At 73.2% G+C, this 26,515-nt stretch carries 19 protein-coding genes; 11 read left to right on the forward strand and 8 right to left on the reverse strand.

Annotated elements, in window-relative coordinates:
• Positions 1-165 precede the first annotated feature (165 nt).
• Positions 166-1,479 (forward strand): sensor histidine kinase, encoded by a 1,314-nt coding sequence (locus tag ACZ7FF_RS25620; RefSeq protein WP_470814608.1) that lies wholly within the window; start codon positions 166-168, stop codon positions 1,477-1,479.
• A 255-nt stretch (positions 1,480-1,734) separates the two neighbouring features.
• Here the strand turns inward: ACZ7FF_RS25620 and ACZ7FF_RS25625 are convergent, their stop codons facing one another.
• Complete coding sequence (locus ACZ7FF_RS25625; RefSeq protein ID WP_470814609.1) at positions 1,735-2,229, reverse strand: SUKH-3 domain-containing protein; 495 nt, start codon at positions 2,227-2,229, stop codon at positions 1,735-1,737.
• A gap of 52 nt (positions 2,230-2,281) precedes the next feature.
• Positions 2,282-2,797: a YwqJ-related putative deaminase gene (locus tag ACZ7FF_RS25630; protein ID WP_470814610.1), complete on the reverse strand. Its 516-nt coding sequence runs from the start codon at positions 2,795-2,797 to the stop codon at positions 2,282-2,284.
• Between the two features lie 285 nt (positions 2,798-3,082).
• On the opposite strand from ACZ7FF_RS25630, the gene ACZ7FF_RS25635 reads away from it, so the two are divergent.
• From ACZ7FF_RS25635 to ACZ7FF_RS25655, 5 genes are all read left to right on the forward strand, one after another.
• On the forward strand, positions 3,083-4,093 hold the full coding sequence (locus tag ACZ7FF_RS25635) for an SMI1/KNR4 family protein (protein ID WP_470814611.1): 1,011 nt from the start codon (positions 3,083-3,085) through the stop codon (positions 4,091-4,093).
• A gap of 10 nt (positions 4,094-4,103) precedes the next feature.
• Positions 4,104-7,076 (forward strand): SUKH-4 family immunity protein, encoded by a 2,973-nt coding sequence (locus tag ACZ7FF_RS25640; protein ID WP_470814612.1) that lies wholly within the window; start codon positions 4,104-4,106, stop codon positions 7,074-7,076.
• A 65-nt stretch (positions 7,077-7,141) separates the two neighbouring features.
• Positions 7,142-8,068: an RNA polymerase subunit sigma-70 gene (locus ACZ7FF_RS25645; RefSeq protein ID WP_470814613.1), complete on the forward strand. Its 927-nt coding sequence runs from the start codon at positions 7,142-7,144 to the stop codon at positions 8,066-8,068.
• Between the two features lie 107 nt (positions 8,069-8,175).
• A complete protein-coding gene (locus ACZ7FF_RS25650) occupies positions 8,176-8,733 on the forward strand; it encodes a dihydrofolate reductase family protein (protein WP_470814614.1) in 558 nt (185 codons plus the stop codon).
• Between the two features lie 202 nt (positions 8,734-8,935).
• A complete protein-coding gene (locus ACZ7FF_RS25655; RefSeq protein ID WP_470814615.1) occupies positions 8,936-9,826 on the forward strand; it encodes a cellulose-binding protein in 891 nt (296 codons plus the stop codon).
• 22 nt (positions 9,827-9,848) lie between these two features.
• On the opposite strand, the gene ACZ7FF_RS25660 is transcribed toward ACZ7FF_RS25655, so the two are convergent.
• The 3 genes from ACZ7FF_RS25660 to ACZ7FF_RS25670 all read right to left on the reverse strand — a co-directional run bounded on the left by ACZ7FF_RS25660 (position 9,849) and on the right by ACZ7FF_RS25670 (position 13,620).
• Complete coding sequence (locus ACZ7FF_RS25660) at positions 9,849-11,453, reverse strand: sodium/solute symporter (RefSeq protein WP_470814616.1); 1,605 nt, start codon at positions 11,451-11,453, stop codon at positions 9,849-9,851.
• Entirely contained in the window at positions 11,450-11,854 is a 405-nt protein-coding gene (locus ACZ7FF_RS25665; protein ID WP_470814617.1) for a DUF485 domain-containing protein, read from the reverse strand. The genes ACZ7FF_RS25660 and ACZ7FF_RS25665 overlap by 4 nt, the downstream gene beginning before the upstream one ends.
• Before the next feature lie 266 nt (positions 11,855-12,120).
• A complete protein-coding gene (locus ACZ7FF_RS25670) occupies positions 12,121-13,620 on the reverse strand; it encodes an MFS transporter (protein ID WP_470814618.1) in 1,500 nt (499 codons plus the stop codon).
• Between the two features lie 482 nt (positions 13,621-14,102).
• On the opposite strand from ACZ7FF_RS25670, the gene ACZ7FF_RS25675 reads away from it, so the two are divergent.
• Both ACZ7FF_RS25675 and ACZ7FF_RS25680 read left to right on the forward strand, forming a co-directional pair.
• Positions 14,103-14,891, forward strand: coding sequence for an ABC transporter ATP-binding protein (locus tag ACZ7FF_RS25675; protein ID WP_470814619.1), 789 nt, complete (start codon positions 14,103-14,105; stop codon positions 14,889-14,891).
• Positions 14,888-17,473 (forward strand): ABC transporter permease, encoded by a 2,586-nt coding sequence (locus tag ACZ7FF_RS25680; protein WP_470814620.1) that lies wholly within the window; start codon positions 14,888-14,890, stop codon positions 17,471-17,473. Before ACZ7FF_RS25675 ends, ACZ7FF_RS25680 begins: the two co-directional genes overlap by 4 nt.
• Positions 17,474-17,590: 117 nt before the next feature.
• Here ACZ7FF_RS25680 and ACZ7FF_RS25685 read toward each other — a convergent pair whose 3' ends face one another.
• Complete coding sequence (locus ACZ7FF_RS25685; RefSeq protein WP_470814621.1) at positions 17,591-18,145, reverse strand: phospholipase A2; 555 nt, start codon at positions 18,143-18,145, stop codon at positions 17,591-17,593.
• 199 nt (positions 18,146-18,344) lie between these two features.
• On the opposite strand from ACZ7FF_RS25685, the gene ACZ7FF_RS25690 reads away from it, so the two are divergent.
• The 3 genes from ACZ7FF_RS25690 (at position 18,345) to ACZ7FF_RS25700 (ending at position 23,427) form a co-directional block, all read left to right on the forward strand.
• Positions 18,345-18,656, forward strand: coding sequence for a helix-turn-helix domain-containing protein (locus ACZ7FF_RS25690; RefSeq protein WP_470814727.1), 312 nt, complete (start codon positions 18,345-18,347; stop codon positions 18,654-18,656).
• A 158-nt stretch (positions 18,657-18,814) separates the two neighbouring features.
• Positions 18,815-22,348: a transcription-repair coupling factor gene (gene mfd / locus ACZ7FF_RS25695; RefSeq protein WP_470814622.1), complete on the forward strand. Its 3,534-nt coding sequence runs from the start codon at positions 18,815-18,817 to the stop codon at positions 22,346-22,348.
• A gap of 362 nt (positions 22,349-22,710) precedes the next feature.
• Entirely contained in the window at positions 22,711-23,427 is a 717-nt protein-coding gene (locus tag ACZ7FF_RS25700) for an HNH endonuclease family protein (RefSeq protein ID WP_470814623.1), read from the forward strand.
• 149 nt (positions 23,428-23,576) lie between these two features.
• On the opposite strand, the gene ACZ7FF_RS25705 is transcribed toward ACZ7FF_RS25700, so the two are convergent.
• A complete protein-coding gene (locus ACZ7FF_RS25705) occupies positions 23,577-24,701 on the reverse strand; it encodes a hypothetical protein (protein ID WP_470814624.1) in 1,125 nt (374 codons plus the stop codon).
• A 73-nt stretch (positions 24,702-24,774) separates the two neighbouring features.
• Entirely contained in the window at positions 24,775-26,511 is a 1,737-nt protein-coding gene (locus ACZ7FF_RS25710) for a M48 family metallopeptidase (RefSeq protein ID WP_470814625.1), read from the reverse strand.
• Positions 26,512-26,515 lie beyond the last annotated feature (4 nt).

The raw sequence follows: 26,515 nt of genomic DNA on the forward strand, positions 1-26,515 counted from the left end.
CGCATACCGCCCGGCCGGAATGCGTGGTTCCGCGGTCGAACGTGAAGGGTTCAGCAGTTCGAGCGATTCCGGTGGGTTTCGAGGTCGTTCGGTTACGGGATGTGGTGTGTGGAGGTAGGCGAAAGTCACCGGAAAAGCCCCACCCGTCGCCCGTAGGCTGGACGCATGACCACTACGGGGGAAGAGCATGCCAGGGCGCTGACCGGCCCCTGGTGGTGGGCGCGGTGGCGCAGTGCGGCGCTCGACGGGAGTCTCGCGCTGGTGTCCGCCGTGGAGTGCGGCGCCGAGGGGATCGGCTTCGCCCGGGACGCGGGGATCCCGCTGTCGGCGGGGATCGTGTTCGGACTGATCGCCGGTTCGGTGCTGCTGGTGCGGCGGAAGTGGCCGATCGCCGTGGTGCTGGTGGCGATCGCGATCACACCGGCCCAGATGGGCTTCCTGATGGGGATCGTCGGCCTGTACACGCTGGCCGCGTGTGAGCTGCCGCGGCGGGTGATCGGCTCGCTGGCCGGGATGTCCCTGCTGGGCACGGCGGTGGTGACGTTCGTGCGGGTCCGGCAGGACATGGCGCGGGGCGATCTGACGCTCGGGGACTGGTTCGTGCCGTTCGCGGCGGTGGCGACGGCGCTGGGGCTGACGGCTCCGCCGGTGCTGCTGGGGTTGTACGTGGGGGCGCGGCGGCGGCTGATGGAGAGCCTGCGGGAGCGGGCGGACAGTCTGGAGCGGGAGCTCCAGCTGCTCGCGGAGCGGGCGGAGGAGCGGGCCGAGTGGGCGCGCAACGAGGAGCGGACGCGGATCGCGCGGGAGATGCACGACGTGGTCGCGCACCGGGTGAGTCTGATGGTGGTGCATGCGGCCGCGCTGCAGGCCGTGGCGCGGAAGGACCCGGAGAAGGCGGTGCGGAACGCGGCTCTGGTGGGGGACATGGGCCGGCAGGCGCTGACGGAGTTGCGGGAGATGCTGGGGGTGCTGCGGGCGGGGGAGGAGGCGGGCCGGCGTGCCGCCGCGGTGCCGCTGGCGGCGGTGGGGCAGGCGGCCGCGGCCGCGGCTTCGCGGATCGCCGAGGTGGAGGGCTTGGTGGAGGGGCCGCACCTGTCGGCGCTGGACGAGTTGATCGGGCAGTCGGCGGCGGCGGGGATGGTGGTGGATCTGTCCGTGGAGGGAGAGGTGCGGTCGTATGCGGCGGGGGTGGAGCAGACGGCGTACCGGGTGGTGCAGGAGGCGCTGACGAACGTCCACAAGCATGCGGCGGGTGCGAAGACGCATGTGCGGCTGGCGCACCGGGTGTCGGAGATCGCGATGCAGGTGGAGAACGAGCCGCCTCCGGAGCCGGCGTCGGCGTCGGCGGCGGGGCTTCCGTCGGGTGGCAACGGTCTGCTGGGGATGCGGGAGCGGGTCGTGGCGCTCGGCGGCGTGTTCGTGTCGGGGCCGACGGACGCGGGGGGTTTCCGGGTGTCGGCGGTCATCCCGGCGGCGTGACGGACCGCCCCGTCCCGCCTCGGCCGGCGGTGGAGTGCCGGGTTCGGCTGGCGGGGTGCCGGGTGTCGCGTGGCGCTGTGACCGGCCGTCCTGGCCGGGGGCGATGCGCGTGCCGCCTCGGCCGGCGGTGAGACGCGGCGGGTCTCGGGGCGGGTGGTGTGACCCGCGGCCTCGGCCTGAGGTGAGCGTGCCGATGTCGCCGCCCCGGGTTGCTGGAGGTGCCGGGGCCCGGTCGGCTGTGGGGGGCGGTGGGGGTCAGCCGGGGGTGAGGCGGGCCGGTTCGATGCCGGTGATGAGGGCGGAGAGGGCGTGGTCGATGTCGGGGCCCGCGTACCAGTCGCCGGTGTGGTCGAGGGTGTAGACGCGGCCTTCGCTGTCGATGGCGAGGACGGCGGCGGTGTCGGTCTCCGTGCCGAGGGGGCAGAGCTCGGTGCCGAGGGCGCGGCCCAGGTCGCCGAGGGTGCGGGCGAGGTGGAGGCCGTGCAGGGGGTCGAGATGGAGGGTGGCGGGGGCGATCTGGCGGCCGGGTCCGTTGGGGGTGACGCGGAGGCCGCCGAATTCGGCCCAGGCCTCGACGGCGGCGGGGAAGACGGTGTGCCGGTGTCCCGCGGGTGAGGTGTGTTCGCGCAGGGTGTCGGCCCAGACTTCGGCCTGCTTTATGTCCCAGCGTCCGGGTTGCCAGCCGGCGGCGCGCAGGGCGGCGTCGACGGGTACGGGGAAGCGCGTGGTGGAGGTGCGGTCTGGGTGCATCTGCCCTTCGATCGTCGAGCTCGCGGGGTGGTACTGGGGTTGACGGTGGTTTTCAGCCGTCGGTTGCGGTGGGGTCGACGATGCGGACGCCGAAGTGGGCGGTGAGGGCGGTGCAGGCGCGGCAGGGTGCGGCGAAGCTGCCGTGGAGGGGGTCGCCGTCCTCGCGTATGCGGCGGGCGGTGAGCTTGGCCTGCTTGAGGGCCTTGCGTGCTTCGCCGTTGGTCATGGGTTTGCGTGCGGCGCGTCTGGTGCGTGCGGCGTCGGCGGCGGCGATGTGCCGGGAGATGAGCATGGTCTCGGCGCAGCGTCCGGTGAAGCGGTCGCGCTGGGCGCTGGTGAGGGTGTCGAGGAAGTCCTGGACGAGGGGGTGCAGGGGCGGGGGTTCCTCTCCGCGGGCGGCGGTGCCGGTGAGGGTGGTGCCGCGGACGGAGAGGGCGGCGGCGACGGTGGGGAGGATTCCGTCGCGGCGGTGGCGGAGGGTGGGCGCGGGGGGTGCGTCGGGGCCGCTCCAGTCGATGCGTGGGTCGCCGGACCGCACGTCGGCACCTCCGGTACGCAAGGCGTTCATGGTCGTTCTCCCCTCCCGGGCATCCCCCCGAAGGACACAGGGTGCCAAATGCCGTGGCTGGTGCGGAAGCTGGGGCGGCGCGACACGCCCGGGCGGGGTCGTGTCGTCACGGTGGGGTGACGGCTGGTCACGGAGGTGGGGTCGGGTGGCGGTGCGGCCGCGGTGGCGGGTGGTCGTGGGGATGTGGTGGGCCGGTGACCGGGGTTCGGGTACCGCATAGGCTGTCGGCATCCGCGATCGACACCGCCGTTCAGGCCAGAGATGACGCCGCAGGGGGCAACCGCCATGACGACAGGTCGGCTCGGGCAGCAAGCCGCGCCGCCGAACGCGGCCTACGCCGGGCAGGTCGTGCACTTCCCGGATCCGGTCCGGGCGGCACGTCACCCGAGAGGGGTACGGGTCGATGAGCATGGTTACCCGGACTTCTCGCCGTACGCGCGCGTGGCGGTGGAGATCGCCGAACCGCCGGAGGGTTTCGGCGTCGACGAGTTGCGGCTGACGGACTACGTGTCGGCGAACGCGTCGCTGGCGGCGGTGGGTCACGAGTTGTGGGACACGGTGCCGGACGTGGCGACGCCGCACGGCTGGACGTGGCACCACGTGGTGGGCACGCGGCGGCTGGAGCTGGTGCCCGTCGAGGTGAAGGCGCTGCTGCGGCACCACGGTGGGGTGGCGACGGCGCCCGTCGACCACGGCAAGCGGGGCACGCGGCCGTTGCAGGAGACGCGGCCCGCGCACTTCGGGCTGCCCAAGTCGGGTGTGGCGGTGACCGAGGCGCAGGTGCAGGGGGTCGAGGAGGATCTCGGCTTCCGGCTGCCGGGTGCCTACCGCTCGTTCGTGAAGGCGGCGGGTGGTTGTGCCCCGGTGGGCACGGCACTGGTCGCCGAGCTGGGGCTGCTGCTCGACCAGCCGTTCTTCACGGTGCGGGACGAGGCCGCGGTCAATGACCTGGTGTACGTGAACAAGTGCCTGCGTGACCATCTGACGAAGGACTACCTCGGAGTCGCCTTCGTGCAGGGCGGGTTGCTCGCGGTGAAGGTGAAGGGCGAGCGGCTCGGTTCGGTGTGGTTCTGCGCGTACGACGATGTGCGGGACGTGGATCCGTCGCTGCCGCCGGCGGAGCGGGTGGAGCGTCTGCTGCTGCCGTGCGGTGAGGACTTCGACGTCTTTCTGTCCCGGCTGGCCGGTAGTCCGCCGGAGTTGGAGACGGTGGCGAATCTGATGGTGGACGGCGGTTTCGCCCGTGTCGTCCCGGTGTCTTCCGGCTCGGCGTCTTCCGGCCCGGTGGGGGAGTGAGCTGCGAGCGATGGTGACCTACGCGCAGGCGCAGGAGCGCGCCGAGGAGTGGATCAACGGTGACGTGCCCGCGTACCAGCATCGTGAGGTGCGGGTGCGGGAGTTCGAGCTGGGGTTCGTGGTGTGGGGCGAGGACCGGGCCGAGGGGCCGCGGTCGGACGCGGGCGGTCAGCGGCTCGTCATCGCCCGGGACAGCGGGGAGGCGACGCTGTGGCCCGCGCTGCCGGTGGGTGAGGTGATCCGCCGGTACGAGGAGGAGTACGGCCGTGCGGTGGAGCCCGAGGACGCGGTTCCGGCGCCTGCCGCCCGGGTGGATCTGAACCAGACGTCGTTCCTGCTGACTCCTCCGGAGTGGCTGCAGGAGGCGGCGGACAAGCTGGGCATCGGGGAGCGGCGGCCGGAGGGCGGGGCGGCCGCTCCGGCTCCGGGCGGTGCGCCCGCTGCTCCCGCCGTCGCCGAGGGTGCCGGGGTTTCCGGTGCCGGCCTGGCGGAGACGCAGGCCGGGGTGCCGGTGGGGGCGTCCGGCGGTGCGCCCGGGGCGGCTGCTCCGGCGGACGTGCCGCCGGGGGCCACGCCGTGGGCGGGTACCGACACGAACGCGGGTTCCGGTGAGGACGACCGTTCGGTGCCGTTGCCGGCGACGGTGTTCGCGCCGCCGCTGAGCGACGCCGACGTGCCGCGGCCTCCGGCGGTGCCCGAGGCGAAGACGGCGTTGATGGCGGGGGGCAGTCAGCTGCCGCCTACCGCGGTCGCGCCAGCGCTCGACGTACCGAACGCGCCGGGCTTCACGCCGGGCGCGCACGCGGGTCCCGGTGTTCCGCAGGGCAGCACGCCCCCGCCGCCCGGCGCTCCGTCGTACGGCTACCCGCAGGGGCAGGCCGCCCCCGGCACGCCCCCGCCGGGCGCCCCCGTCCAGCCGCCCGCGCCGGGCAGCACTCCGCCGCCGGGCGCTCCGCCGTACGGCTACCCGCAGGGGCCCGGTGCCCCGGTGGCTCCCGGTGTGCCGGGCGTTCCGCCGGGCAGCACTCCGCCGCCGGCTCCCGGTGCTCCGCCGTACGGCTATCCGCAGGGTCCTGGTGCCCCGGGCGGTACTCCGCCGCCCGCGGGCGCCTCGACGTACGGCTACCCGCAGGCGCCGGGCGACGGCGCGAACGCGCCGCAGCCTCCGGCGGGGCCGGGGGCGCCCGAGCGTCGGCTCGCGCCGAACGCCGGGGACATCGCGGACGCCGCCACGAGCAAGGCGGCGCCGCCGCCGAAGAAGGGGCGCGGCGGTGTGGGCGCGCCGCCTCCGCCGCCGGGTGTCCCCGGTGCGCCGGGCGCGCGTCCGGGGAGTGGGCCCACGCCGCCCGCGCCGCCGGTGCCGGGTGCGCCCGCGGGCGGGTATGCGCCGACGCAGCTCGTGTCGTCGCTCGGGCCCGAGGGGCCCGAGGTTCCGGGTGCTCCGGCGGGCCCCGGGGGTGCGGACGGCGCGCAGGCGCCGGGCGCTCCCACCCCGCCCCCGCCTCCCGGTGACGTGCACCACGCGGCCACGATGCTGGCCGACCCCGGCCAGATGGGCGGACGCGCGCCCCAGCCGCCGCACGCCCCCGGCATGCCTCCCGCCCCCGGCGCTCCCGGTGTGCCGCCGGGTGCCCCGGGTATGCCTGCCGCCCCCGGCGCGCCGCAGCCGCCGCACGCCCCGGGCATGCCTCCCGTGCCCGGCGCGCCCCAGCCGCCCGGCGTCCCCGGGATGCCGCCGGGTGCCCCGCAGCCCCCCGTCGGCCCCGGTGCGCCGGGTGCTCCCGGTGGTGGGCATGGTGCGGTCCACCATGCCGAGACGGTGTTCGCCGCGCCTCCCGTGGGCGGTCTCGGCCCCGGTGTTCCCGGTGGCCACGGCGCGCCGCCCCCGCCGTCCGCGCCCGGTGCTCCCGGCATGCCCCCGGGCGTTCCGGGTGCCCCGCAGCCGATGGCGCCGGGTGCGATGCCGCCGCCGGGGCAGCCTTCGGCGTACGGGTATCCGCAGCAGGCGCAGCCGACGGTCGGCCCCGGCTACCAGGCGGTGCTGCGCTACCGCGCGCAGGACGGTTCGGAGCAGCAGCTGATCCGGCGTTCGGCGCCGGGCACGCCGCACCCGGAGTGGCAGATCTTCCACGAGCTGCGTGCGATGAACGTGCCGTCGGACCAGGTGCTGGAGCTGCACACGGAGCTGGAGTCGTGCGAGCTGCCGGGGGCCTACTGCGCGCGGATGATCCGGGAGCAGTGGCCGCAGGCGCGGATCGCGAGCATCGCGCCGTACGGCACGGACCACGCGAGCCGGCAGCAGGGCATGCAGCAGCTGCTGGCGCACCAGGGCGAGCTGCACCAGGTGGCGGACGGCCCGGCGCGTCCGGCTCCGGTCCGGGCGCCGCTGGCGCCGGTGCAGGCGGCGCCGCCGATCCCGCCGGAGGGCATCGCGCAGGAGCTGGCGGCGGCGTTCGGGCCGGGGATCTTCCGGTTCGAGCAGCAGGCGGTGTCGCGGCAGGGAGTGCCGCCGGTGGTGGCGCACACGCTGGTCGTCGCGGGGCTGCCGGTGGACATGGGCCCGTTCTTCTGGGCGCAGGCGCAGCCGGGCCGTCCGGTGCCGACGCTGGCGGAGATGGCGGCCGAGCGCGGGGTGCAGCCGGCGTCGGACGCGGGCTCGTACCTGGTGATGGGCACCGACTTCGGCCGGGCGGTCTGTGTGCAGTACGGGACGGCGAACATCGTGGCCGTGCCGGTGGAGGCCGGTCCTGGCGGTGCGCCGGTGCCGCCGCAGTTCGTGAACACCGGGCTGCCGGAGTTCGCGCGCTGCCTGGCGCTGCTGGGCCGGATGTGGCGGCTGCGGTTCGGTCTCAACCAGGAGCAGGCGGGCCGCTGGACCGTCGACTTCCAGGCCCAGCTGGCCGCTCTGGACCCGGCGGCGCTCGGTTCGCCGGAGAGCTGGTGGTCGGTGCTGCTGGAGCAGATGTGGGACGGGCTGCTGTAGTGCCGTCCGGTGGCCGGTGGGCGCATCCTGTCCTTCACGCACGGGTGTGAAGGGCAGGGTGGGCGGTGGACCTGGAGCCGTACCGGGGTGAGCTGGTGGCGTACTGCTACCGGATGCTGGGTTCGTTCCACGAGGCCGAGGACCTGACGCAGGAGACGCTGCTGCGGGCCTGGAAGGCCCGGGACCGCTACGACCCGGCGCGCGCGTCGGTGCGGACGTGGCTGTACCGCATCGCGACCAACGCCTGTCTGAGCGCGCTGGAGAGCCGTGCCCGCCGTCCGCTGCCGTCGGGTCTGGGGGCGCCGTCGGACGATCCGGGGGCGCCGCTCACGCCGGCGCTCGACATCCCGTGGCTGGAGCCGTTCCCCGAGGCGCGGTTCGACGTGGAGGCGCGCGCGGACCTGCGGCTCGCGCTGGTGGCCGCGCTGCAGTTGCTGCCGGCGCGGCAGCGGGCGGTGCTGGTGCTGCGTGAGGTGCTGGAGTTCTCGGCGGCGGAGGTCGCCGGTCAGCTCGGCACGTCCGTGGCCGCCGTCAACAGCGCGCTGCAGCGGGCGCGTGCCGCCGTCGCGGGCGCGGGCGCGCCCGGTGAGGTCGGGGAGCCGGAGGATCCGGAGGTGCGGGCGGTGGTGCGGCGCTACATGCGGGCCTTCGAGGCGGCGGACGTTCCGGAGCTGGTGCGGCTGCTGACCGAGGACGCGGTCATGGAGATGCCGCCGGTGGCGCTGTGGTACCGGGGCCGGTGGGACTACGGCCGGTTCATGGAACGGGTGTTCGCGATGCGCGGGACGGGGTGGCGGACGCAGCAGGTGGCGGCCAACGGGCAGCCGGCGCTCGCGGCGTACGCGCCGGAGCCGGGCGGCGGGCACCGGCTGCACACGGTGCAGGTCCTGACGGTCACCGGGGGCCGGGTCGCGCGCAACGTGGTGTTCTCGGACCCGCGGGTGCTGGCCGCGTTCCCGTCCGTGCCGCAGGGGCCCGCGGCGGCCTCCTGAGCGACGGCTGCCGGGCGTCGGCCCCGGGGATTCTCCGGCGGGTGCGATGAGTCCGGGCGGTGCCGCCGGTAGGTACCGGTGAGCAGCCGAGCGAAGGGACCGTCGTCGTGAGTGTCGTCGTCATCGAGTTCATCACCCTGGACGGGGTCGTGTCCGACCCGGACGGGTCCGGGGGTACGCCGCGGGGCGGCTGGATCTTCCGGTACGGCCCCGGGGCGGTCGCGGGGGACAGGTTCCGGCTGGGCCGGCTCCTGGACGAGGGGGTGCTGCTGCTGGGCCGCAGCACCTGGGAGATGTTCGCGCGGCTGTGGCCGGGGCGGGACGACCCGTTCTCGGCGCGGATGAACGCCGCCGCGAAGCTGGTCGTCTCCGGTGGCGCGCCGGACGTGTCGGCCTGGTCGAACTCCAGCCTGCTGAAGGGGGATCCGCTGGACGCGGTCCGGTCCGAGCGGCGGGACGTGGTCGTCATGGGGAGTCTTTCCCTGGCGCACGCGCTGATGGCCGCGGGGCTGGTGGACGAGTACCGGCTGATGACGTTCCCGGTGGTGCTGGGCGAGGGCAGGCGGCTGTTCCCGGAGGGTGCCGCGCCGGCCGGCCTGGAGTGCCTGGCGGCCGAGCGGGACGGCGCGGCCGTGTTCACCCGGTACGGGAGGGCGCCACGGTGACGGTCCGTCTCCCCCGTCGCGTGACCGACGTTCTCGGGGAGGAAGCGCCGTAGCGGACCTGGGTCGCTGCAGCCATCCGTAGTGCGAAATTCCGACCGTGACATGACTGCGGAGTGTCGCGTTATGCACGCTTACGTCCGATCCATCAAGATGTGCGCGAAATCATCCTGTCGTGTATGTCCGGTGGAGAGGGGTTCCCGGGGTGAGCAGCGCATCGATGCCGCAGCACGGCTTCGCGACCGTCCGGGGGCGCGGCTATCGCCCCGATCGGGTCGACGTGTACATGGAGGCGCTGTCCGAGGAACGGGACGCCGCGTGGGAACGCGCCGCGCGGCTGACCGTGCTCGCCAAGGACATGGAGGCGGAGGTCGCGCGGTTGCGCGACGCCGTCGCCCAGCTCCCACCACAGGCGTACGACACGCTCGGGGAGCGCGCCCGGCGCGTGTTCCAGCTCGTCGAGGAGGAGGTGACGGACCTCCGGGAGCGCACGCGGCGCGAGACCCAGCAGGCCGTCGTGCAGGCCGAGGAGCAGGCCGACGGCGTGCGCTGGGCGGCGCAGCAGGCGGCGGACGCGATCCGCGCGGAGGCCGACGAGAACGCCGGCCAACTCCTGGTCGCGGCGCGCGCCGAGGCCGACGACGTGCGCGTCGGCGCCCGGCGCGAGGTGAAGGAGTGCCGTGCGCAGGCCGTCGCCGTGCTGCGCGAGGCACGCCAGTGCACCGCCGGCATGCTCGACGAGCAGTCCCGGGAGCACGCCGAGCGGTGGGGCGCGACCGAGCGCGAGGAGGGCGAGCAACTGGCCGCGCTGGAGGCCCGGCACGCGGAGCTGGTGGGCCGGGCCGACGCGGAGGTCGCCGAGGCGAAGAAGGTCCTGAAGGAGGCGGAGGAGGCAGCGCGCCGCTGCCAGGAGGAGGCGCAGACGCGTGCCGCCGAGATCGTGGCCGCCGCGCGTGCGCAGGAGGAGCGCATCGCCCGCGACACCGAGCAGGTGCTGCGCGAGCACGGCGAGACCTGGGACGAGGTGCGCGCCGAGATGGACCGCGTGCGCAACAGCCTCAGTGCCCTGACGGCGGGGCAGGCGGCGCTGGAGTAGCGCCGCCCGGCCGCGCGCCGGGTCATCGGCGCGCGGCCCCCGCCAGGATCGACCCCTCCACCGACTCGTACTGGTGGCGTTGCCGTTCCGCCTTGCCGCGGCCGCAGACGACCGTGCCCAGCCAGCCGAAGAAGAAGCCGGCCGGGATGGAGACGATGCCGGTCGTGGTGAACGGGAACCAGTTGAAGTCGGCGTTCGGGAACGCGGAGACCGGCGAGCCGGAGACCAGATTGGTGCCCGGCATCAGCAGCAGCACCGTCAGCGTGCCCCCGATCAGGGTGCCCAGGAGCCCGCTCCTGGTGTAGCGGCGCCAGAACAGGCCGTACACGAGGGCGGGCGCGATGGCGGAGGCGCCCAGGCAGAAGGAGAGCGTCACCAGGGGCTGCAGGCTGTGGTGCTGCACCAGGGTGGCGAGCAGGATCGTCGGGATGCCTATGGCGAGCGCCGACAGGCGGGCCAGGGCCATCTCCCGGCGGGCCGGCATGTCCCGCACGTGGGCCGCGAAGACGTCGTGGGCGAGGGAGTTGGCGCAGGCGAGGATCATTCCGGCCACGGAGGCGAGCAGGGTCAGGAAGAGCGCGGTGGTGACCAGGGTGAACAGGAAGCTCTCCGCCGCCGACACGTCCGTACCGAAGACCGCGCGCGAGCCCAGCAGGTACGCGGTGTTGCCCTGCGGGTCGGCCGTGGAGATCGCCGCGCGGCCGACCAGCGCCGTGGCGCCGAACCCGACCACCGTCATGATCAGCACGAACAGGGCGACGATCGACACCGCCCAGGACATCGAGCGGCGCACCTGGCGGGCGCTGGAGGCGGTGTACATGCGCATGGTGACGTGCGGCAGGCAGCCGCCGCCGAGCACGACGGTCAGTTCCGAGGCGATCATGTCGAGGCGGGACCTGCCGCCGGTGCCGAACTGCAGTCCGGAGCGCAGGAAGGCGGGCCCGGCGCCGCTCTGCCGGGCCGCCGCGGCGAACAGGGCGCCCGGGTCCCAGTCGAAGCGGCGCAGCATCAGTACGGCGATCACGGCACCCGAGCCGACCAGCATGACGATCTTCAGGATCTGGATGAGCGCGGTGCCCTTCATGCCGCCGATGGCCGCGTAGGCGATCATCAGGGCGCCGAGTCCCACGACGCACCCGGTCTTCAGCGACTCGGCGGAGAAGCCCAGGATGAACGCCATCAGCTGCCCTGTCCCGGCGAGTTGGACCAGCATCAGCGGCAGCAGGGCGGCGATCGTCACCGCGCAGGTCGTCATGCGCACGGCGCGGCCGGGCAGCCGGCGGGCGAGGGCGTCGCCCATGGTGAACCGGCCCGCGTTGCGCAGCGGTTCGGCCAGCAGGAACATCAGCAGCATCAGCGACAGCGCCGTGCTGAGGGCGAGGACGACGCCGTCGTAGCCGCACAGGGCGATCACGCCGCCGGTGCCGAGGACGGTGGCCGCGGAGATGTAGTCGCCCGCTATGGCGAGGCCGTTGCGCAGCGGGGACAGCGAGCCGTAGCCGGTGTAGAACTCGTCGAGGTCGTCGCGGTCGGGACCGGTCATCACGCACAGCAGCAGGGTCACCGTGGCGACGGTGGAGAAGGCGACCAGGGACATGGACTGGGCGGAGCCGCTGAAACCGTTCATCGCACCGCTCCTCGGCGCGCGTCCAGCTCGGCCTGCCTGCGGATGCGGTCCGCCAGCGGGTCGACGTGCCGGCGCGCGGTGTGCTCGTACAGGGCGATCGCCAGCCAGGTGACGGGGACCTGGAGCAGGGCGAGCAGCAGGCCGGCGGGGATGCCGTCGGCGACGGTGCTCGTCATGAAGCCGGGCGCGAACGCGGACAGCAGCAGGAACAGCGTGAAGTAGCCGAGCGCGGTGAGCGTGGCGGTGCGCCGCTGCCAGCGGTAGGCACTGCGCAGGACGCGCAGGTCGCTGTGGTGGCCGAGGGGCTCGCGCGGTGGCCGGGGGCTCTGTCGGGGCGGTTGAGGGGGTGGGGGCTGCCAGGGGTGGGTCAGGTACGACGGATGCGGCGGGTCGTAGGACATCCCGGGGCTCCTTGCGTGGCTCGGGTCCGTGGCGGCGGACCGCAGGGAGGTGGGGGGTGGGAGCGGAGCCACGCACGCTACTCGCGCCGTTCCGGATGCGTGGCGTTTTCACCAAACTGGCCGGTCGGTATGCGCTTACTTCACCGAGGAACCGCTCCCACGAGGGCTGCCACACATCGACACCGGGGGCGCGGCGGCCACCGGCCTCCACCGCCACACCCCACCGTCGGCGCGGCCCGGCCAGGGATCCTGCCGACCCCCGTCGGTCACGGCTCCTGCCGTACCGGGAATCGGCGCGGTGCCACGACCAGCAGGACCAGGAAGGCCAGCGCCGCCGCGCAGGACGCGCCGAAGTAGACCGAGTGCACCGCGGCGGCGATCGCCCGCCGGGTCGCCTCCGGGGCCGTACCGGCGTCCAGCGCGCGTGTGACGGAGTCCAGGTCGCCCGCCCCACCCAGCCTCGAAGCGAGCACCCCGTTGGCGACGGCGCCGAAGACGGCCGCGCCCACCGTCTGCCCGGTCTGCCGGCAGAACAGCACCGACGCGGTCGTCGTACCCCGCTCCGACCAGCCGACCGTCGACTGCACCCCGATGATCAGCGGCAGCTGGAACAGGCCCAGCGCCCCGCCGAGGGCCAGCATCAGCAGCATCGGCTGCCACCAGGAGCCGGGGTAGGGCAGGAACGGGAACGCGAACAGGATCAGGGCGCCGAGCCCGATGCCGATCAGCGCGGTGTCCCGGAAGCCGATGCGCCGGTACACGTGCTGGCTGAGCGCCGCCGACCCCGACCACGTCAGGGTCCACACGCACAGCACGAGTCCGGCGGCCGCGGGGCCCAGCCCGAGCACCGACTGGGCGTACGTCGGCAGGAACACGCTCGGCGCCACCATCAGCAGCCCCAGCGCGCCGAGCGCCAGGTTGACCGCCGCGATCGTGCGCCGCCGCCACACCCACCCGGGGATGATCGGCTCGGCCGCCCGCCGCTCGATCAGGACGACGGCCGCGGCCAGCGCCAGCCCCGCCGCGAACAGGGCGGCCGAGGGGGCCGACAGCCACGGCCACGCCACCCCGCCCTGCACCAGCGCGGTCAGCAGCACCCCGCCGCACGCGAACACCGCGAGCGCCCCGGCCCAGTCCACGCGCGCGTGCGCCGGCCTCTCCCGCCGCGGCTCGTGCAGGTGACGCACGATCAGCCACAGCGCGGCCAGGCCGATCGGCAGGTTGACCAGGAAGATCCACCGCCAGTCGGCGTACGCGGCCAGCACTCCGCCGATGCCCGGCCCGGCCACCGCCGACACCGCCCACACGGTGGACAGCCTGGCCTGGATCCTCGGGCGCTCCGCGAGCGGGTACAGATCGGCGGCCAGCGTCTGCACGGTGCCCTGCAGCGCCCCGCCGCCGAGCCCCTGCACGATCCGGAACGCGATCAGCGCCGCCATGTTCCAGGCGCCCGCGCACAGCAGCGAGCCCAGCAGGAACACCGCCGCGCCCGCGACCAGGACGGGCTTGCGGCCGAAGGTGTCGGACAGCTTGCCGTAGACCGGCAGGGTGACGGTGACGGCGAGCAGATAGCCGGAGAACAGCCAGGAGAAGACGGAGAAGCCGCCGAGATCGCCGACGATCTGCGGCACGGCGGTGGAGACGATGGTGGCGTCCAGCGCGGCCAGCGCCATCGAGAGCATCAGCGCCGCGACGACCGCGCCCCTGCCGCGGGTGCCCCCCTCCGTGGCCGCGCCGTCGCGTATCGCGGGTGTCGTACCCCCCACCGGTCCCTCCCCCTGATCCCCACCGGGACATTCCCGTGCCCCTTGCAAGCATGTCCGGTACGGAAGCCTCCCACGCGCCGGGCGGCTTGACCCTGACGCGACGTGAGGGTGGAGGCTCGGCGGGCCGGAGGGTGGAGGCGGCCCCGAGAAGGCCTCCACCCGGCGGTGGAGCACCCCTAGGGGGTTCTCCGTACTACGGCTCGGGGAGGGTTCGTCCCGACGGAGGACGAGCCGGGGCGGGTGCGGTCCTTAACCTGGCTTTACGCCGCTGGGGGGCGGCCGGCAGGACCGGCGGGGGTGGGGTTTCCCCCAGGGCAAGAGGGGGCTTCGCACCAGCGCGCCGCACCCCCGCCGGCCGCGAGACTCGTCGACGTACCGAGAACGACGTACCGAGACGTACCGAGAACACCGGACACCGGGAACCCAGTCCCGGACCAGCCGGGGCAACGGGCGAACCTGGCAACCGACATAGGAGACATACCGTGACATCGGCTGTGACCATTCCCAGGCACGGGGGCACTGGAGGGCGTACGGCCGTTGCGGCGCGGGCGCGGCAGGTCGTCAAGGCGTACGGGTCCGGCGAGACCCGTGTCGTCGCCCTCGACCACGTAGACGTGGACATCGCCCGCGGCCAGTTCACCGCGATCATGGGCCCCTCGGGGTCCGGCAAGTCCACGCTGATGCACTGCCTCGCCGGCCTCGACACGGTGACCGGCGGTCAGATCTACCTGGACGAGACCGAGATCACCGGTCTGAAGGACAAGAAGCTCACCCAGCTGCGCCGGGACCGGATCGGGTTCATCTTCCAGGCGTTCAACCTGCTGCCGACGCTGAACGCGATCGAGAACATCACGCTGCCCATGGACATCGCCGGCCGCAAGCCCGACCGGGAGTGGCTGGACCGCGTGGTGGAGACCGTCGGGCTCGCCGGACGCCTCAGGCACCGGCCGACCCAGCTCTCCGGCGGCCAGCAGCAGCGCGTCGCCGTGGCCCGGGCGCTCGCCGCCCGGCCGGAGATCATCTTCGGTGACGAGCCGACCGGAAACCTCGACTCGCGGGCGGGGGCGGAGATCCTCGGCTTCCTGCGCCGCTCGGTGGACGAACTCGGCCAGACCATCGTGATGGTCACCCACGACCCCGTCGCCGCCTCCTACGCCGACCGCGTGCTCTACCTCGCCGACGGCCGGATCGTCGACGAGATGTACCAGCCGACGGCCGATCAGGTCCTCGACCGCATGAAGGACTTCGACGCCCGGGGGCGTACGTCATGACCGTCCTGAAGACCTCGATGCGCAACTTCTTCGCGCACAAGGGCCGCATGGCCCTCTCGGCGGTCGCCGTCCTGCTCTCCGTCGCCTTCGTGTGCGGCACGCTGGTGTTCACCGACACGATGAACACCACCTTCGACAAGCTGTTCCAGGCGACCGCCTCGGACGTCACGGTCACCGCCAAGGGCTCCTCCGACAGCGGGGCGACCACCTCCCGCACCGGCCGGCCGCCCGTGATGCCCGCCTCCGTGGTCGGCCGGGTGAGCGGCGTCCGGGGCGTGAAGTCCGCCGAGGGCACGGTGTTCTCCACCTCCGTGACCGTCATCGACGCCCACAAGGACAAGCTGTCGCCCACCAGCGGCGCGCCCACCATCGTCGGCAGCTGGAACGGCAACGACGCCCGCACCATGAAGATCACCTCCGGTACCGCGCCCAAGGGCCCGGACCAGGTGATGGTCGACGAGGACACCGCCCACAAGCACCACCTCGGGCTCGGCTCCGACATCGGCATGATCTCCGTCATCGGCACGCACCACGCGCGCGTGTCCGGCATCGCCGCCTTCAAGGTGACCAACCCCGGCGCGGCGATCTTCTACCTGGACAAGGCGACCGCCCAGCGGACCCTGATCGGCCGCACCGGCGTCTACACCGACGTCAACGTCACCGCCGCCAAGGGCGTGAGCGACGCGCGGCTGAAGCAGGACGTGACCGCCGCGCTCGGCCGCGGCTACAAGGTGCAGACCGCCAAGGAGGTCGCCGACGCCAACCAGAAGAGCGTCCAGAGCTTCCTGAACGTCATGAAGTACGCGATGCTCGGCTTCGCCGGGGTCGCCTTCCTCGTCGGCATCTTCCTGATCATCAACACCTTCTCCATGCTGGTCGCCCAGCGCACCCGGGAGATCGGCCTGATGCGCGCCATCGGCTCCTCCCGCAAGCAGGTCAACCGGTCGGTGCTCGTCGAGGCCCTGCTGCTCGGCGTGATCGGCTCCGTGCTCGGCGTCGGCGCCGGCGTCGGCATAGCCGTCGGCCTGATGAAGCTCATGGGCAGCATGGGCATGCACCTGTCCACCGACGACCTGACCGTCGCCTGGAGCACCCCCGCGCTCGGCCTGCTGCTCGGTGTGGTCGTCACCGTCCTCGCCGCCTACCTGCCCGCCCGGCGCGCCGGCCGGATCTCCCCGATGGCCGCCCTGCGCGACGCCGGCACCCCGGCCGACACCAGGTCGGGCGTCGTCCGGGCGCTGATCGGCGTCGTCCTCACCGGCGCCGGCGGCGCCAGCCTGTTCGTCGCCGCCAGTGCCGACAAGGCCAAGGCCGGCTCCGGCTGGCTGGGCCTCGGCGTGGTCCTCAGCCTGGTCGGCTTCGTCGTGATCGGCCCGCTGCTCGCCGGCGGCCTGGTCCGCGTCCTCGGCATGGTCCTGCTGCGGGTCTTCGGCCCGGTCGGCCGGATGGCCGAGCGCAACGCGCTGCGCAACCCGCGCCGCACCGGTGCCACCGGCGCCGCCCTGATGATCGGCCTCGCCCTGGTGGCCTGCCTGTCGGTCGTCGGCTCCTCCATGGTGGCCTCGGCCTCGGACGAGCTGGACCGGTCCGTCGGTGCCGACTTCGTCATCCGGCCGGACGAGCAGTCCAAGCCGATCACCCCGGCGACCGACCAGGCGGTGCTCGGCGTGCCCGGGCTCGCCCATGTGACCCGTCTCAAGGAACCGGTCGCCGACCTGACCACGCCGAACGGCCACGTGATCAAGGGGGCGCCGCTGCTCGCGACCGACCCCACCTACCCGAAGGACGTACGCCGGACCACGGTCTCCGGCGACCTCGCCGCCGCCTACGGGGCCGACGCGATGTCGGTCGGCTCGGACTTCGCCCACAAGTACGGGGTCAAGACCGGTGACACGCTCAAAGTCGCCTTCGACGGCGGCCGTACGGCACGCCTGCGGGTGGCCGCCGTGACGTCGGACGACACCAGCCTCGACAAGGGGGCGATGTATGTCGGCATCGCGACCGTCACCCGGTACGTCCCGGCCGACCGGATGCCGCTGGACACCGCGCTGCTCGCCGCCGTGAAGGACAGTGCCGGAAAACAGCGGGCGTACGCCGCGCTCAAGGCCGCGGTGGCCGACGACCCGGCCGTCACGGTCATGGATCGCACCGACTACAAGAAGAACCTCAGCGACCAGATCGCGCAGCTGCTGAACATGATCTACGGCCTGCTCGCCCTGGCGATCGTGGTCGCGGTCCTCGGTGTGGTCAACACCCTGGCGCTGTCCGTGGTCGAGCGGACCCGGGAGATCGGTCTCATGCGGGCGATCGGCACGTCCCGCCGCCAGCTGCGCCGCATGATCCGGCTGGAATCAGTGGTCATCTCCCTGTTCGGCGCGCTGCTGGGGCTCGGCCTGGGGATGGGCTGGGGGGCCACGGCCCAGAAGCTGCTCGCTCTGGAGGGCATGAAGGTCCTGGAGATCCCCTGGCCGACGATCACCGGCGTCTTCGTCGGCGCCGCCTTCGTGGGCCTGCTCGCGGCCCTGCTGCCGGCGTTCCGGGCGGCACGGATGAACGTGCTGGGCGCCATCGCGACGGACTAGGCGACCGGGCCGCAGGGGCGGACGGCCGGGCCGTGACCGGGGAACGGCCGGGCCGTCGCAGACGGACGGCGGGGCACGGAGAGGTCTCCGTGCCCCGCCGTCCGGCGTGGAGGGTGGTCAGCCCATGGTCACGACGGCGTCGTAGTACTTCTTCGCGGTCTTGAGGCATGCCGCCTTCAGCAGCTTGCGCTGCGCCGGCGGGTACGGGTCGGCCCAGGGCTTCCAGCCGCAGGCGCCGTTCATGTCGCTGAGGAAGGCCTTGTCGATGCGCGCCTTGTGGTCCTTCCTGAAGTAGTAATTGCCGACAGTGGCCTTGTAATTGCGGTAGCCGAAATCGTGGCGATAGCAGGCCCACTTGAAGGTGTAGCCGCCGGGCAGCGAGTCCGGGGACTTGGAGCAGTAATCGGTGCTCCAGTTGAACTTGTACTGCTCGATCGCCTTGTTGTGCCCGAGGTGCTGGCTGAGCGCGTCGGACCACCGCTGACTGGACGCGGCCGTGTTGTCGGTAAGGCTCTTCAGCTTGCTGAGTTTCTGCCCCTTGGTCACGGCGGAGGCCGCCCAGTGGGAGGGGGTGCCAGCGGACGCGGAATCCGCCAGCGCCGGCGCCGCCGCGGTGGCGAGAAGAGCGCCCGAAAGCGCGATTCCGGACAGTGTGGCACGCAACTTGGTCATGGTTGCTTTTCTTTCCGGTAGAAACAGGTTTCCGGTAGGAAGACGGTGGTGATCGTGGCATGTGCGCGCCAGGAAGACAATTAAGTTTTCGCTGAAGCAAGCGCCGAGTAAACCGGATTCGTCTCTTCCGGGCGTCTGACCTCGCCTTGCGTGCGTATCGCGAAGAAAAATACCAACCTCGCTCTATGCCGTGGACGAGATGCAAGCTCAGATCTTGCTCAAGCCGAAGCCGGTCCGGACCGGACTGCGGACAGCCTCCGGGGGCATGCAGCGTCATCAGCGGGGGACGGTCGGGGAACGCGCCGAATGCAGGAGAAACCCAGCCGAAAATCTGGAGCGAACGCTGGGGCGAGCCGTGCGCGAATTCCGGGGGAGAAGCGGAATGACCCAGGCGCGGCTGGCCGAACTCTCCGGTCTGACCCAGGCGGCGGTCTCCCGGCTGGAGCATGGGAAATGCATGCCGACTTTACCTTTACTGGAACGGATCGCCGGGGCCGGGGCCGCGGCGTGACCGTCACCTTCGCCCGACCGCGGTGACGCCGGACACCCCCCTGCCGCCCGGAGCGGCCAGGAGTGCGGCGCCATCGCTCTCGGCGTCGTAGGCTGGCATCCCCGGCACGTGAGACGTGTCGGGCTGTTTGCGTTGTTCCTCCCCGGATGGAAGCCCCCATGAGCCTGCACGGTCTGCTCGACGCCGTCGTCAAGGACCCGGCCCTCGCGGAAGCGATCACCGCGGCCGCGGACGGCAACCGCATGCACGTCGACCTCGTCGGCCCCCCGGCGGCCCGCCCCTTCGCGGTCGCCGCCCTCGCCCGCGAGGCCGGCCGCCCCGTGCTCGCCGTCACGGCGACCGGCCGCGAGGCCGAGGACCTGGCGGAGGCCCTGCGCTCGCTGCTGCCCCCCGAGGGCGTCGTGGAGTACCCCTCCTGGGAGACCCTCCCGCACGAGCGGCTGAGCCCCCGCAGCGACACCGTCGGCCGCCGCCTCGCCGTGCTGCGCCGCCTCGCCCACCCCACCCCCGACGACCCCGAGACCGGCCCCGTCTCCGTCGTCGTCGCACCGGTGCGCTCCGTGCTCCAGCCGCAGGTCAAGGGCCTCGGCGACCTGGAGCCGGTGTCCCTGAGGACCGGCCGCAGCGCCGATCTGAACGAGATCGTGGAAGCCCTCGCGGCCGCCGCCTACGCGCGCGTGGAGCTGGTCGAGAAGCGCGGCGAGTTCGCCGTGCGCGGCGGCATCCTGGACGTGTTCCCGCCCACCGAGGAACACCCCCTGCGCATCGAGTTCTGGGGCGACGACGTCGAGGAGATCCGCTACTTCAAGGTCGCCGACCAGCGCTCCCTGGAAGTCGCCGAACACGGCCTGTGGGCACCCCCCTGCCGCGAGCTGCTGCTCACCGACGACGTCCGCGCCCGCGCGCGTGCCCTCGCCGAGGACCACCCCGAGCTGGGCGAACTCCTGAACAAGATCGCCGAGGGTATCGCCGTCGAGGGCATGGAGTCCCTCGCCCCCGTCCTCGTCGACGACATGGAGCTGCTGATCGACGTCCTGCCCAAGGGCGCGATGGCCGTCGTCTGCGACCCGGAGCGCGTCCGCACGCGCGCCGCCGACCTCGTCGCGACCAGCCAGGAGTTCCTCCAGGCGTCCTGGGCGGCCACCGCCGGCGGCGGCGAGGCCCCCATCGACGTCGACGCCGCCTCCCTGTGGTCCATCGCGGACGTCCGCGACCGCGCGCGCGAGCTGGACATGATGTGGTGGTCCGTCTCCCCGTTCGCCGCCGACGAGGAGCTCGACGCCGACACCCTCAAGCTCGGCATGCACGCCCCCGAGACCTACCGCGGCGACACCGCCAAGGCCCTCGCCGACACCAAGGGCTGGCTCGCCGACGGCTGGCGCGCGGTGTTCGTCACCGAGGGCCACGGCCCGGCCGCCCGCACGGTCGAGGTGCTCGGCAACGAGGGCATCGCCGCCCGCCTGGACGCCGACCTCGGCGAGCCCACCCCCTCGGTGGTGCACGTCTCCTGCGGCTGCATCGAGTACGGCTTCGTCGACCCGGCACTCAAGCTCGCCGTGCTCACCGAGACCGACCTCTCCGGACAGCGCACCGCCGGCCGCGACGGCGCCCGGATGCCCGCCCGCCGCCGCAAGACCATCGACCCGCTCACCCTGGAGGCGGGCGACTACATCGTCCACGAACAGCACGGAGTCGGCCGCTACATCGAGATGGTCCAGCGCACCGTCCAGGGCGCCACCCGCGAGTACCTGGTCGTGGAGTACGCCCCCGCCAAGCGCGGCCAGCCCGGCGACCGGCTGTACATCCCCACCGACCAGCTGGAGCAGATCACCAAGTACGTCGGCGGCGAGGCGCCCACCCTGCACCGCCTGGGCGGCGCGGACTGGACCAAGACCAAGGCACGCGCGAAGAAGGCGGTCAAGGAGATCGCCGCCGACCTGATCAAGCTGTACAGCGCGCGCATGGCCGCCCCCGGCCACTCCTTCGGCGCCGACACGCCCTGGCAGCGCGAGCTGGAGGACGCCTTCCCCTACGCCGAGACCCCGGACCAGCTCACCACCATCGCCGAGGTCAAGGAGGACATGGAGAAGACGGTCCCCATGGACCGCCTGGTCTGCGGCGACGTCGGCTACGGCAAGACCGAGATCGCCGTACGGGCCGCCTTCAAAGCCGTGCAGGACGGCAAGCAGGTCGCCGTCCTCGTGCCGACGACCCTGCTGGTGCAGCAGCACTTCGGGACGTTCTCCGAGCGGTACGGGCAGTTCCCGGTGAACGTGCGGGCGCTTTCCCGCTTCCAGACCGACACCGAGGCCAAGGCCGTCCTGGAGGGCCTGAAGGAAGGCGCCGTCGACGTCGTCATCGGCACCCACCGGCTGTTCTCCTCCGAGACCAAGTTCAAGGACCTGGGCCTGGTCATCGTCGACGAGGAGCAGCGCTTCGGCGTCGAGCACAAGGAGCAGCTGAAGAAGCTCCGCGCCAATGTCGACGTGCTGACGATGTCCGCGACCCCGATCCCCCGGACCCTCGAGATGGCCGTGACCGGCATCCGCGAGATGTCGACGATCACCACGCCCCCCGAGGAGCGCCACCCGGTGCTCACCTTCGTCGGACCCTACGAGGAGCGGCAGATCGGCGCGGCCGTCCGCCGCGAACTGCTGCGCGAGGGCCAGGTCTTCTACATCCACAACCGCGTCGAGTCCATCGACCGCGCGGCGGCCCGGCTGCGCGAGATCATCCCCGAGGCGCGCATCGCCACCGCCCACGGCCAGATGTCGGAGGCGGCCCTGGAACAGGTCGTCGTCGACTTCTGGGAGAAGAGGTTCGACGTCCTGGTCTCGACGACGATCGTCGAGTCCGGCATCGACATCTCCAACGCCAACACGCTCATCGTGGAGCGCGGAGACACCTTCGGCCTGTCCCAGCTGCACCAGCTGCGCGGCCGCGTCGGCCGGGGCAGGGAACGCGGCTACGCCTACTTCCTGTACCCGCCGGAGAAGCCCCTGACGGAGACGGCCCACGAGCGCCTCGCGACCATCGCCCAGCACACCGAGATGGGCGCGGGCATGTACGTCGCCATGAAGGACCTGGAGATCCGCGGCGCGGGCAACCTCCTGGGCGGCGAGCAGTCGGGCCACATCGCGGGCGTCGGTTTCGACCTCTACGTCCGCATGGTGGGCGAAGCCGTCGCGGACTACCGGCGCCAGCTGGAGACCGGCGGGGCCGAGGAGGAGCCGCCGCTCGAGGTCAAGATCGAGCTGCCCGTCGACGCGCACGTCCCGCACGACTACGCCCCCGGCGAGCGGCTGCGCCTGCAGGCCTACCGCGCCATCGCCTCCGCCGATTCGGAGGAGGACATCAAGGCCGTCCGCGAGGAACTCACCGACCGCTACGGCAAGTTGCCCGAGCCGGTGGAGAACCTGCTGCTGGTGGCCGCCCTGCGGATGCTGGCACGCGCCTGCGGTGTCGGCGAGGTCGTCCTGCAGGGCACCAACATCCGCTTCGCCCCGGTGGACCTGCGCGAGTCCCAGGAGCTGCGGGTCAAGCGCCTGTACCCCGGCACGGTCATCAAGCCCGCCGTCCACCAGGTACTGATCCCCCGCCCCAAGACCGCCAAGGTCGGCGGCAAGCCGCTGGTGGGCCGCGAACTGCTGGCCTGGGTGGGTGAGTTCCTGACGACGGTTCTGGGGTCGTAGGGCGCGCACGAGGCGAGGGCCGGCGCGGGGCGCGCCGGCCGAGCCCCGCCGGTGTCGTCCGGCCCGCGGTCGTCGCGGTCGCCCCCGAGGGCCGGCAGAGTGTGAAGGGGCCCTTGCGGGACCGCCGTCGCGGCAAGGTGTGAAGGACGCCGGCGGGAGGCGTCCGTCCCGTGATGGCGTGAGCGGGCGCGCGGCCGCCGGCCCGCGCTTCTTCCCGGCGCCAAGGCCCCGACTACCAGGCGGCGTTGCGGGCATCCGTCCCCCGAGGCCCTGTCCGGCCCGGAACACCCGCCGGTCACGGTGGGGCCAGGAGAGAACCGCCCGTCCGGAGGCGGCAGACGGCGAGCAAGAGGGGGGCGCACGTGTCGCGTCTGAGGGGCGGGGCGGTCACCGCGGTCGTCGTGATGATGGCTGTGACCGGATGTTCGGACCTGAAGGACAAGGGAACTTCGGGAGCCCCGGCCCCGGGTGGCGGGGGAGCGGCGCTGACCGCCGCGGGTGCGCTGTCCGTCAAGGGGCGCGCCCCCAAGACCGGTTACTCCCGGGAGCGGTTCGGCACCGCGTGGGCGGACACGGACTCCAACTCCTGCGACACGCGCGACGACATACTCAAGCGCGACCTGAAGAGCCTGAAGTTCACCGGCGGCACCTGCAGGGTGTCGTACGGCCTGCTGGAGCCCGACCCGTACTCCGGCAAGGAGATCACCTACCGGCGCGGCCGCAGCCTGGTGGACATCGACCATGTCGTCGCCCTCTCGGACGCCTGGCAGACGGGCGCCAAGTACTGGGACCCCGGCAAGCGCATAGCGCTGGCCAACGACCCCCTCAACCTCATCGCCGTCGACGCCAGCGCCAACCGCGGCAAGGGGGACGGCGACGCGGCCACCTGGCTGCCGCCGGACAAGGCCTACCGCTGCACCTACGTCGCCACCCAGGTCGCGGTGAAGAAGAAGTACGACCTGTGGGTCACCTCCGCCGAGAAGGACGCCATGAAGAAGGTCCTCGCCGGCTGCCCCGGCCAGAAACTCCCCTCGGGCGGCAACCCGACCGAGGCACCGGCGCGCTTCCGGGCGCACTGAGCCCGCCCTGCGCACCCGGTGGCACACCGGGTGCGCAGGGCCTGCCGTGGCCGCCATGGACGTCGAGGTGCACACCGTCGCGGAGCGGCCGGACCGGCTGCCGGCGCTGCGAGGTGCCACCCGCTGCAGGCGCCCTCGTCCGGTCTCCGTCAGACCCCGGTGGACCGGCCTCGTGGCGTGGGGGCCGGGCAGCCCTCCTTCTCCCAGGCGACGAAGGTGTTGGTGCGGGCGTAGACGAACGCCTTGACCGGGTTGCCCGAGTACGACCACGGCACGCCGCCGATGTGGCCACCGACCGCCCGGAACTGCTCGACGGCCTCCGCGTACCGCTTCGTCAGGAACAGGGTGTCCGCCAGTAGGTGCCGGACCGTCGGCAGCCGGTGGTGCCCGGCCGGCACCCGGTCCACGGCGTCCAGCGTGGCGTCCACGGCCGCCTCGACGAACGGCTGGTGGTACACGGGCTCGTCGCGCTCCCGGGTCCCGTGTTCGAGCAGCGCGTACAGGCGCAGCACGGGCAGCAGGCTTCCCGGGGGAGCCGTCGCCGCGGCCTGCTCGGCGAACGCGTACATCAGCTCGTGCGAGCCGCGCCACTTGGCGCACCAGTACTGCAGGGCGCTGGTGTGGGCGCCGAAGTGGTACGGGTCGCGTGCGGTGATCTCGGCCCACAGCGCCCGGAAGTCGTCGTGCGACCAGCCGAGCCCCACGGCGATGAAGATCTGCGCGATCCAGGGGCAGGGGTCCTCGGGCGCCATCCGTGCGGCTTCCCGGCAGGGCTCCAGTGCCTCGGCGAGTAGCCGGTGGAAGCCCTCGAACTGCTCGGCCGTGGTGTGCTTCGCCTGCTTCGCGCCGCGGACCTCGCCGGCGAGGGCGACGAAGGCGTCGGCGTGCACGAGCGCGGCGGACGGGTCGTTCGGGTACTCGGTCCGCCACGCCTTGAGCCAGCCGTCGTCCTGGACGGCGGCCTGCGTGAGGATGCCGACCCGGTACCACCGCAGGTCCCAGTCCCGGCCCGCCGCGGCCAGGTAGGCGGCGGCCCGGCGCCAGTCACCGGCGAGGGCGGCCTCAGCGACCGCGTCCGCCTCCGGATCGGGCCCCGCGAAACGGGTGTCGAGCTGTGCGGCGGGCACCAGACCGTACTTGGCGGGATCGATCTTGACCGGCGCCTTGGCCTTCGCCTCGGCGCGGGCGGCGCGCGCCTTGCGGGCGTTGCGGGGGATGGTGACGGCCGCGTAGACGAGGGCGCCGGCACCGGCTATGTCGATCAGGACGTTCATACCGGGTCTTTCGAGTCGAGGCCGCCTGGGGGAGGCGGCCGGGGAGGCTGTCGGGGCAGGAAGAGGGGAGCCGTCAGGGCAGAACGGGGGCCTGGGGCGCGCCACCGACCGGATGACGGTCTCCGCCGAGCAGCAGGGCGCGCAGGGGCACCGTGCCGGCCGGTTCGGCGACCGCGTGGTCCAGGGCCTCCTCCAGGGCCTCGGCGAACCCCTCGGGTGCCAGCCGTCGTACCGGGGGCCCCGCCCAGCTCAGCTCGAACCGGATCACGCCCGACTCCAGCGCGCAGAGCAGGGCCAGTTGGCGCAGGGCCGAGCGGAAGGCCATCCTGGCGAACTCGCGCGCCGCGCGGCCGCTGCTGTTGCGGGCCTGCTCCGACCGGGGCAGCAGGGCGGCGATCTCGTGCAGCAGGCCGTGGTCGATCAGGTCCAGGACGTGGCGGAGCCGGGCGGCACCGGGTACGGCCGCGGCCCACGCCCCGGCCACCCGGTCCACCGCCTCCAGCAGCGGACCCGCGCCCCGGGTCCAGCTCGCGTGCCTGGCCCACGACGGCAGTTCGGCCCAGGGCACCCGCCGCCCCGACATCATCTCGGGGCTCAGTACGGCCTGTTCGAGATCCGCGAGGACACTCTCCGGTTCCCGGAGCAGCCCGAACGCGGGGTGCCACACGCGCGAGGCGGTGCGTCCGTCGTCGGGGAGAGACTCCAGCGCCGCGATCCGGTCGGACATGGGCGGATGGGTGTCGTACGGGGAACTCTCCTCCGGGAGCGGCTCCCGGGCCAGCTCCTCCAGCTCGGCACGGCGTGTGCCGTCCGCGAGCAGGAAGGCGAGCCCGCCGTGGAACTGCCCCTGCGGGGGCAGCAGTCCGGCCTCCCGGCCCATCAGGGCGTAGGCGCTCAGATAGAGGTCGTCGGCGGCGTCGAGCGCGGGGATACGGCGCAGCACCGCGGCCGTGGCGTCCCGTCCGGCGATCCGGGCGGCCGTCAGATCGGCCGCGTACTCCTGCCGGCGGCTGACGGCCTCGGTCAGACGCAGGCACAGCCCGGCGTAGGCGGAGAAGACGACGGCCAGGTAGTGGTCCGGTCCCCGCTTGGTCTGCGTCCTGGGCCGCGGCGGCTTGCCGGCCGCCCTGCGCCGGGCGGCCCGCGTGGCGGACGCCGCCTTCTCCTCGGCCTCCTCGCGTGCGGCCCGCTGCCGCAACGTGGACACGGTGTCCACCAGTCTGCCGTGCAGGGTCCAGACCAGGCTTCCCAACCGGGTGTCGTCGTGCGCGTAGTGCCCGAGTTCGTGTGCGAGCACCGCGTCCAGTTCGTCCTGCGGCAGGCCGATCAGCAGCGTCACCCCGAGGAAGAGCCGCCGTTCGCCCGCGACCAGCCCGAGCCACCGGGCGTCCTCCTGGACCATGGCATTGGCCCCAGGGATCAGCCGTATCTCCGCGGGGGGCCGTGTGCCGACCCGTTCCGCCAGGTCCCGCACCCGCTGCCACAGCTCGGGCTGCCGCTGCGAGGTCAGCGGCAGCCCGGGCAGTTCGTCCTTCCCGGCCGGGCGGCCCCGGCTGAGGAGGACGACCCGCAGCACGCACCAGGCGATCGCCAGCGAGCCGAGGTATCCCTCCAGCGCCATGACCGTGACCGGGCCCCGGGCCAGCACGACGTCCAGGGCCGCGACCACGACGAGGACGAGCAGCGCCAGCAGGTAGAACCCGATCAGCAGGCCGAGGGCGAGCGCGGCGCGCAGCGCTGTTCCGGGTACGCCGCGGTCTCGTACGGCGGCCTCATCGGCGCCGCCGCTGAGGCGGGACGTCTGACGCATCGGC

Source organism: Streptomyces sp. NPDC037126 (assembly GCF_055605965.1).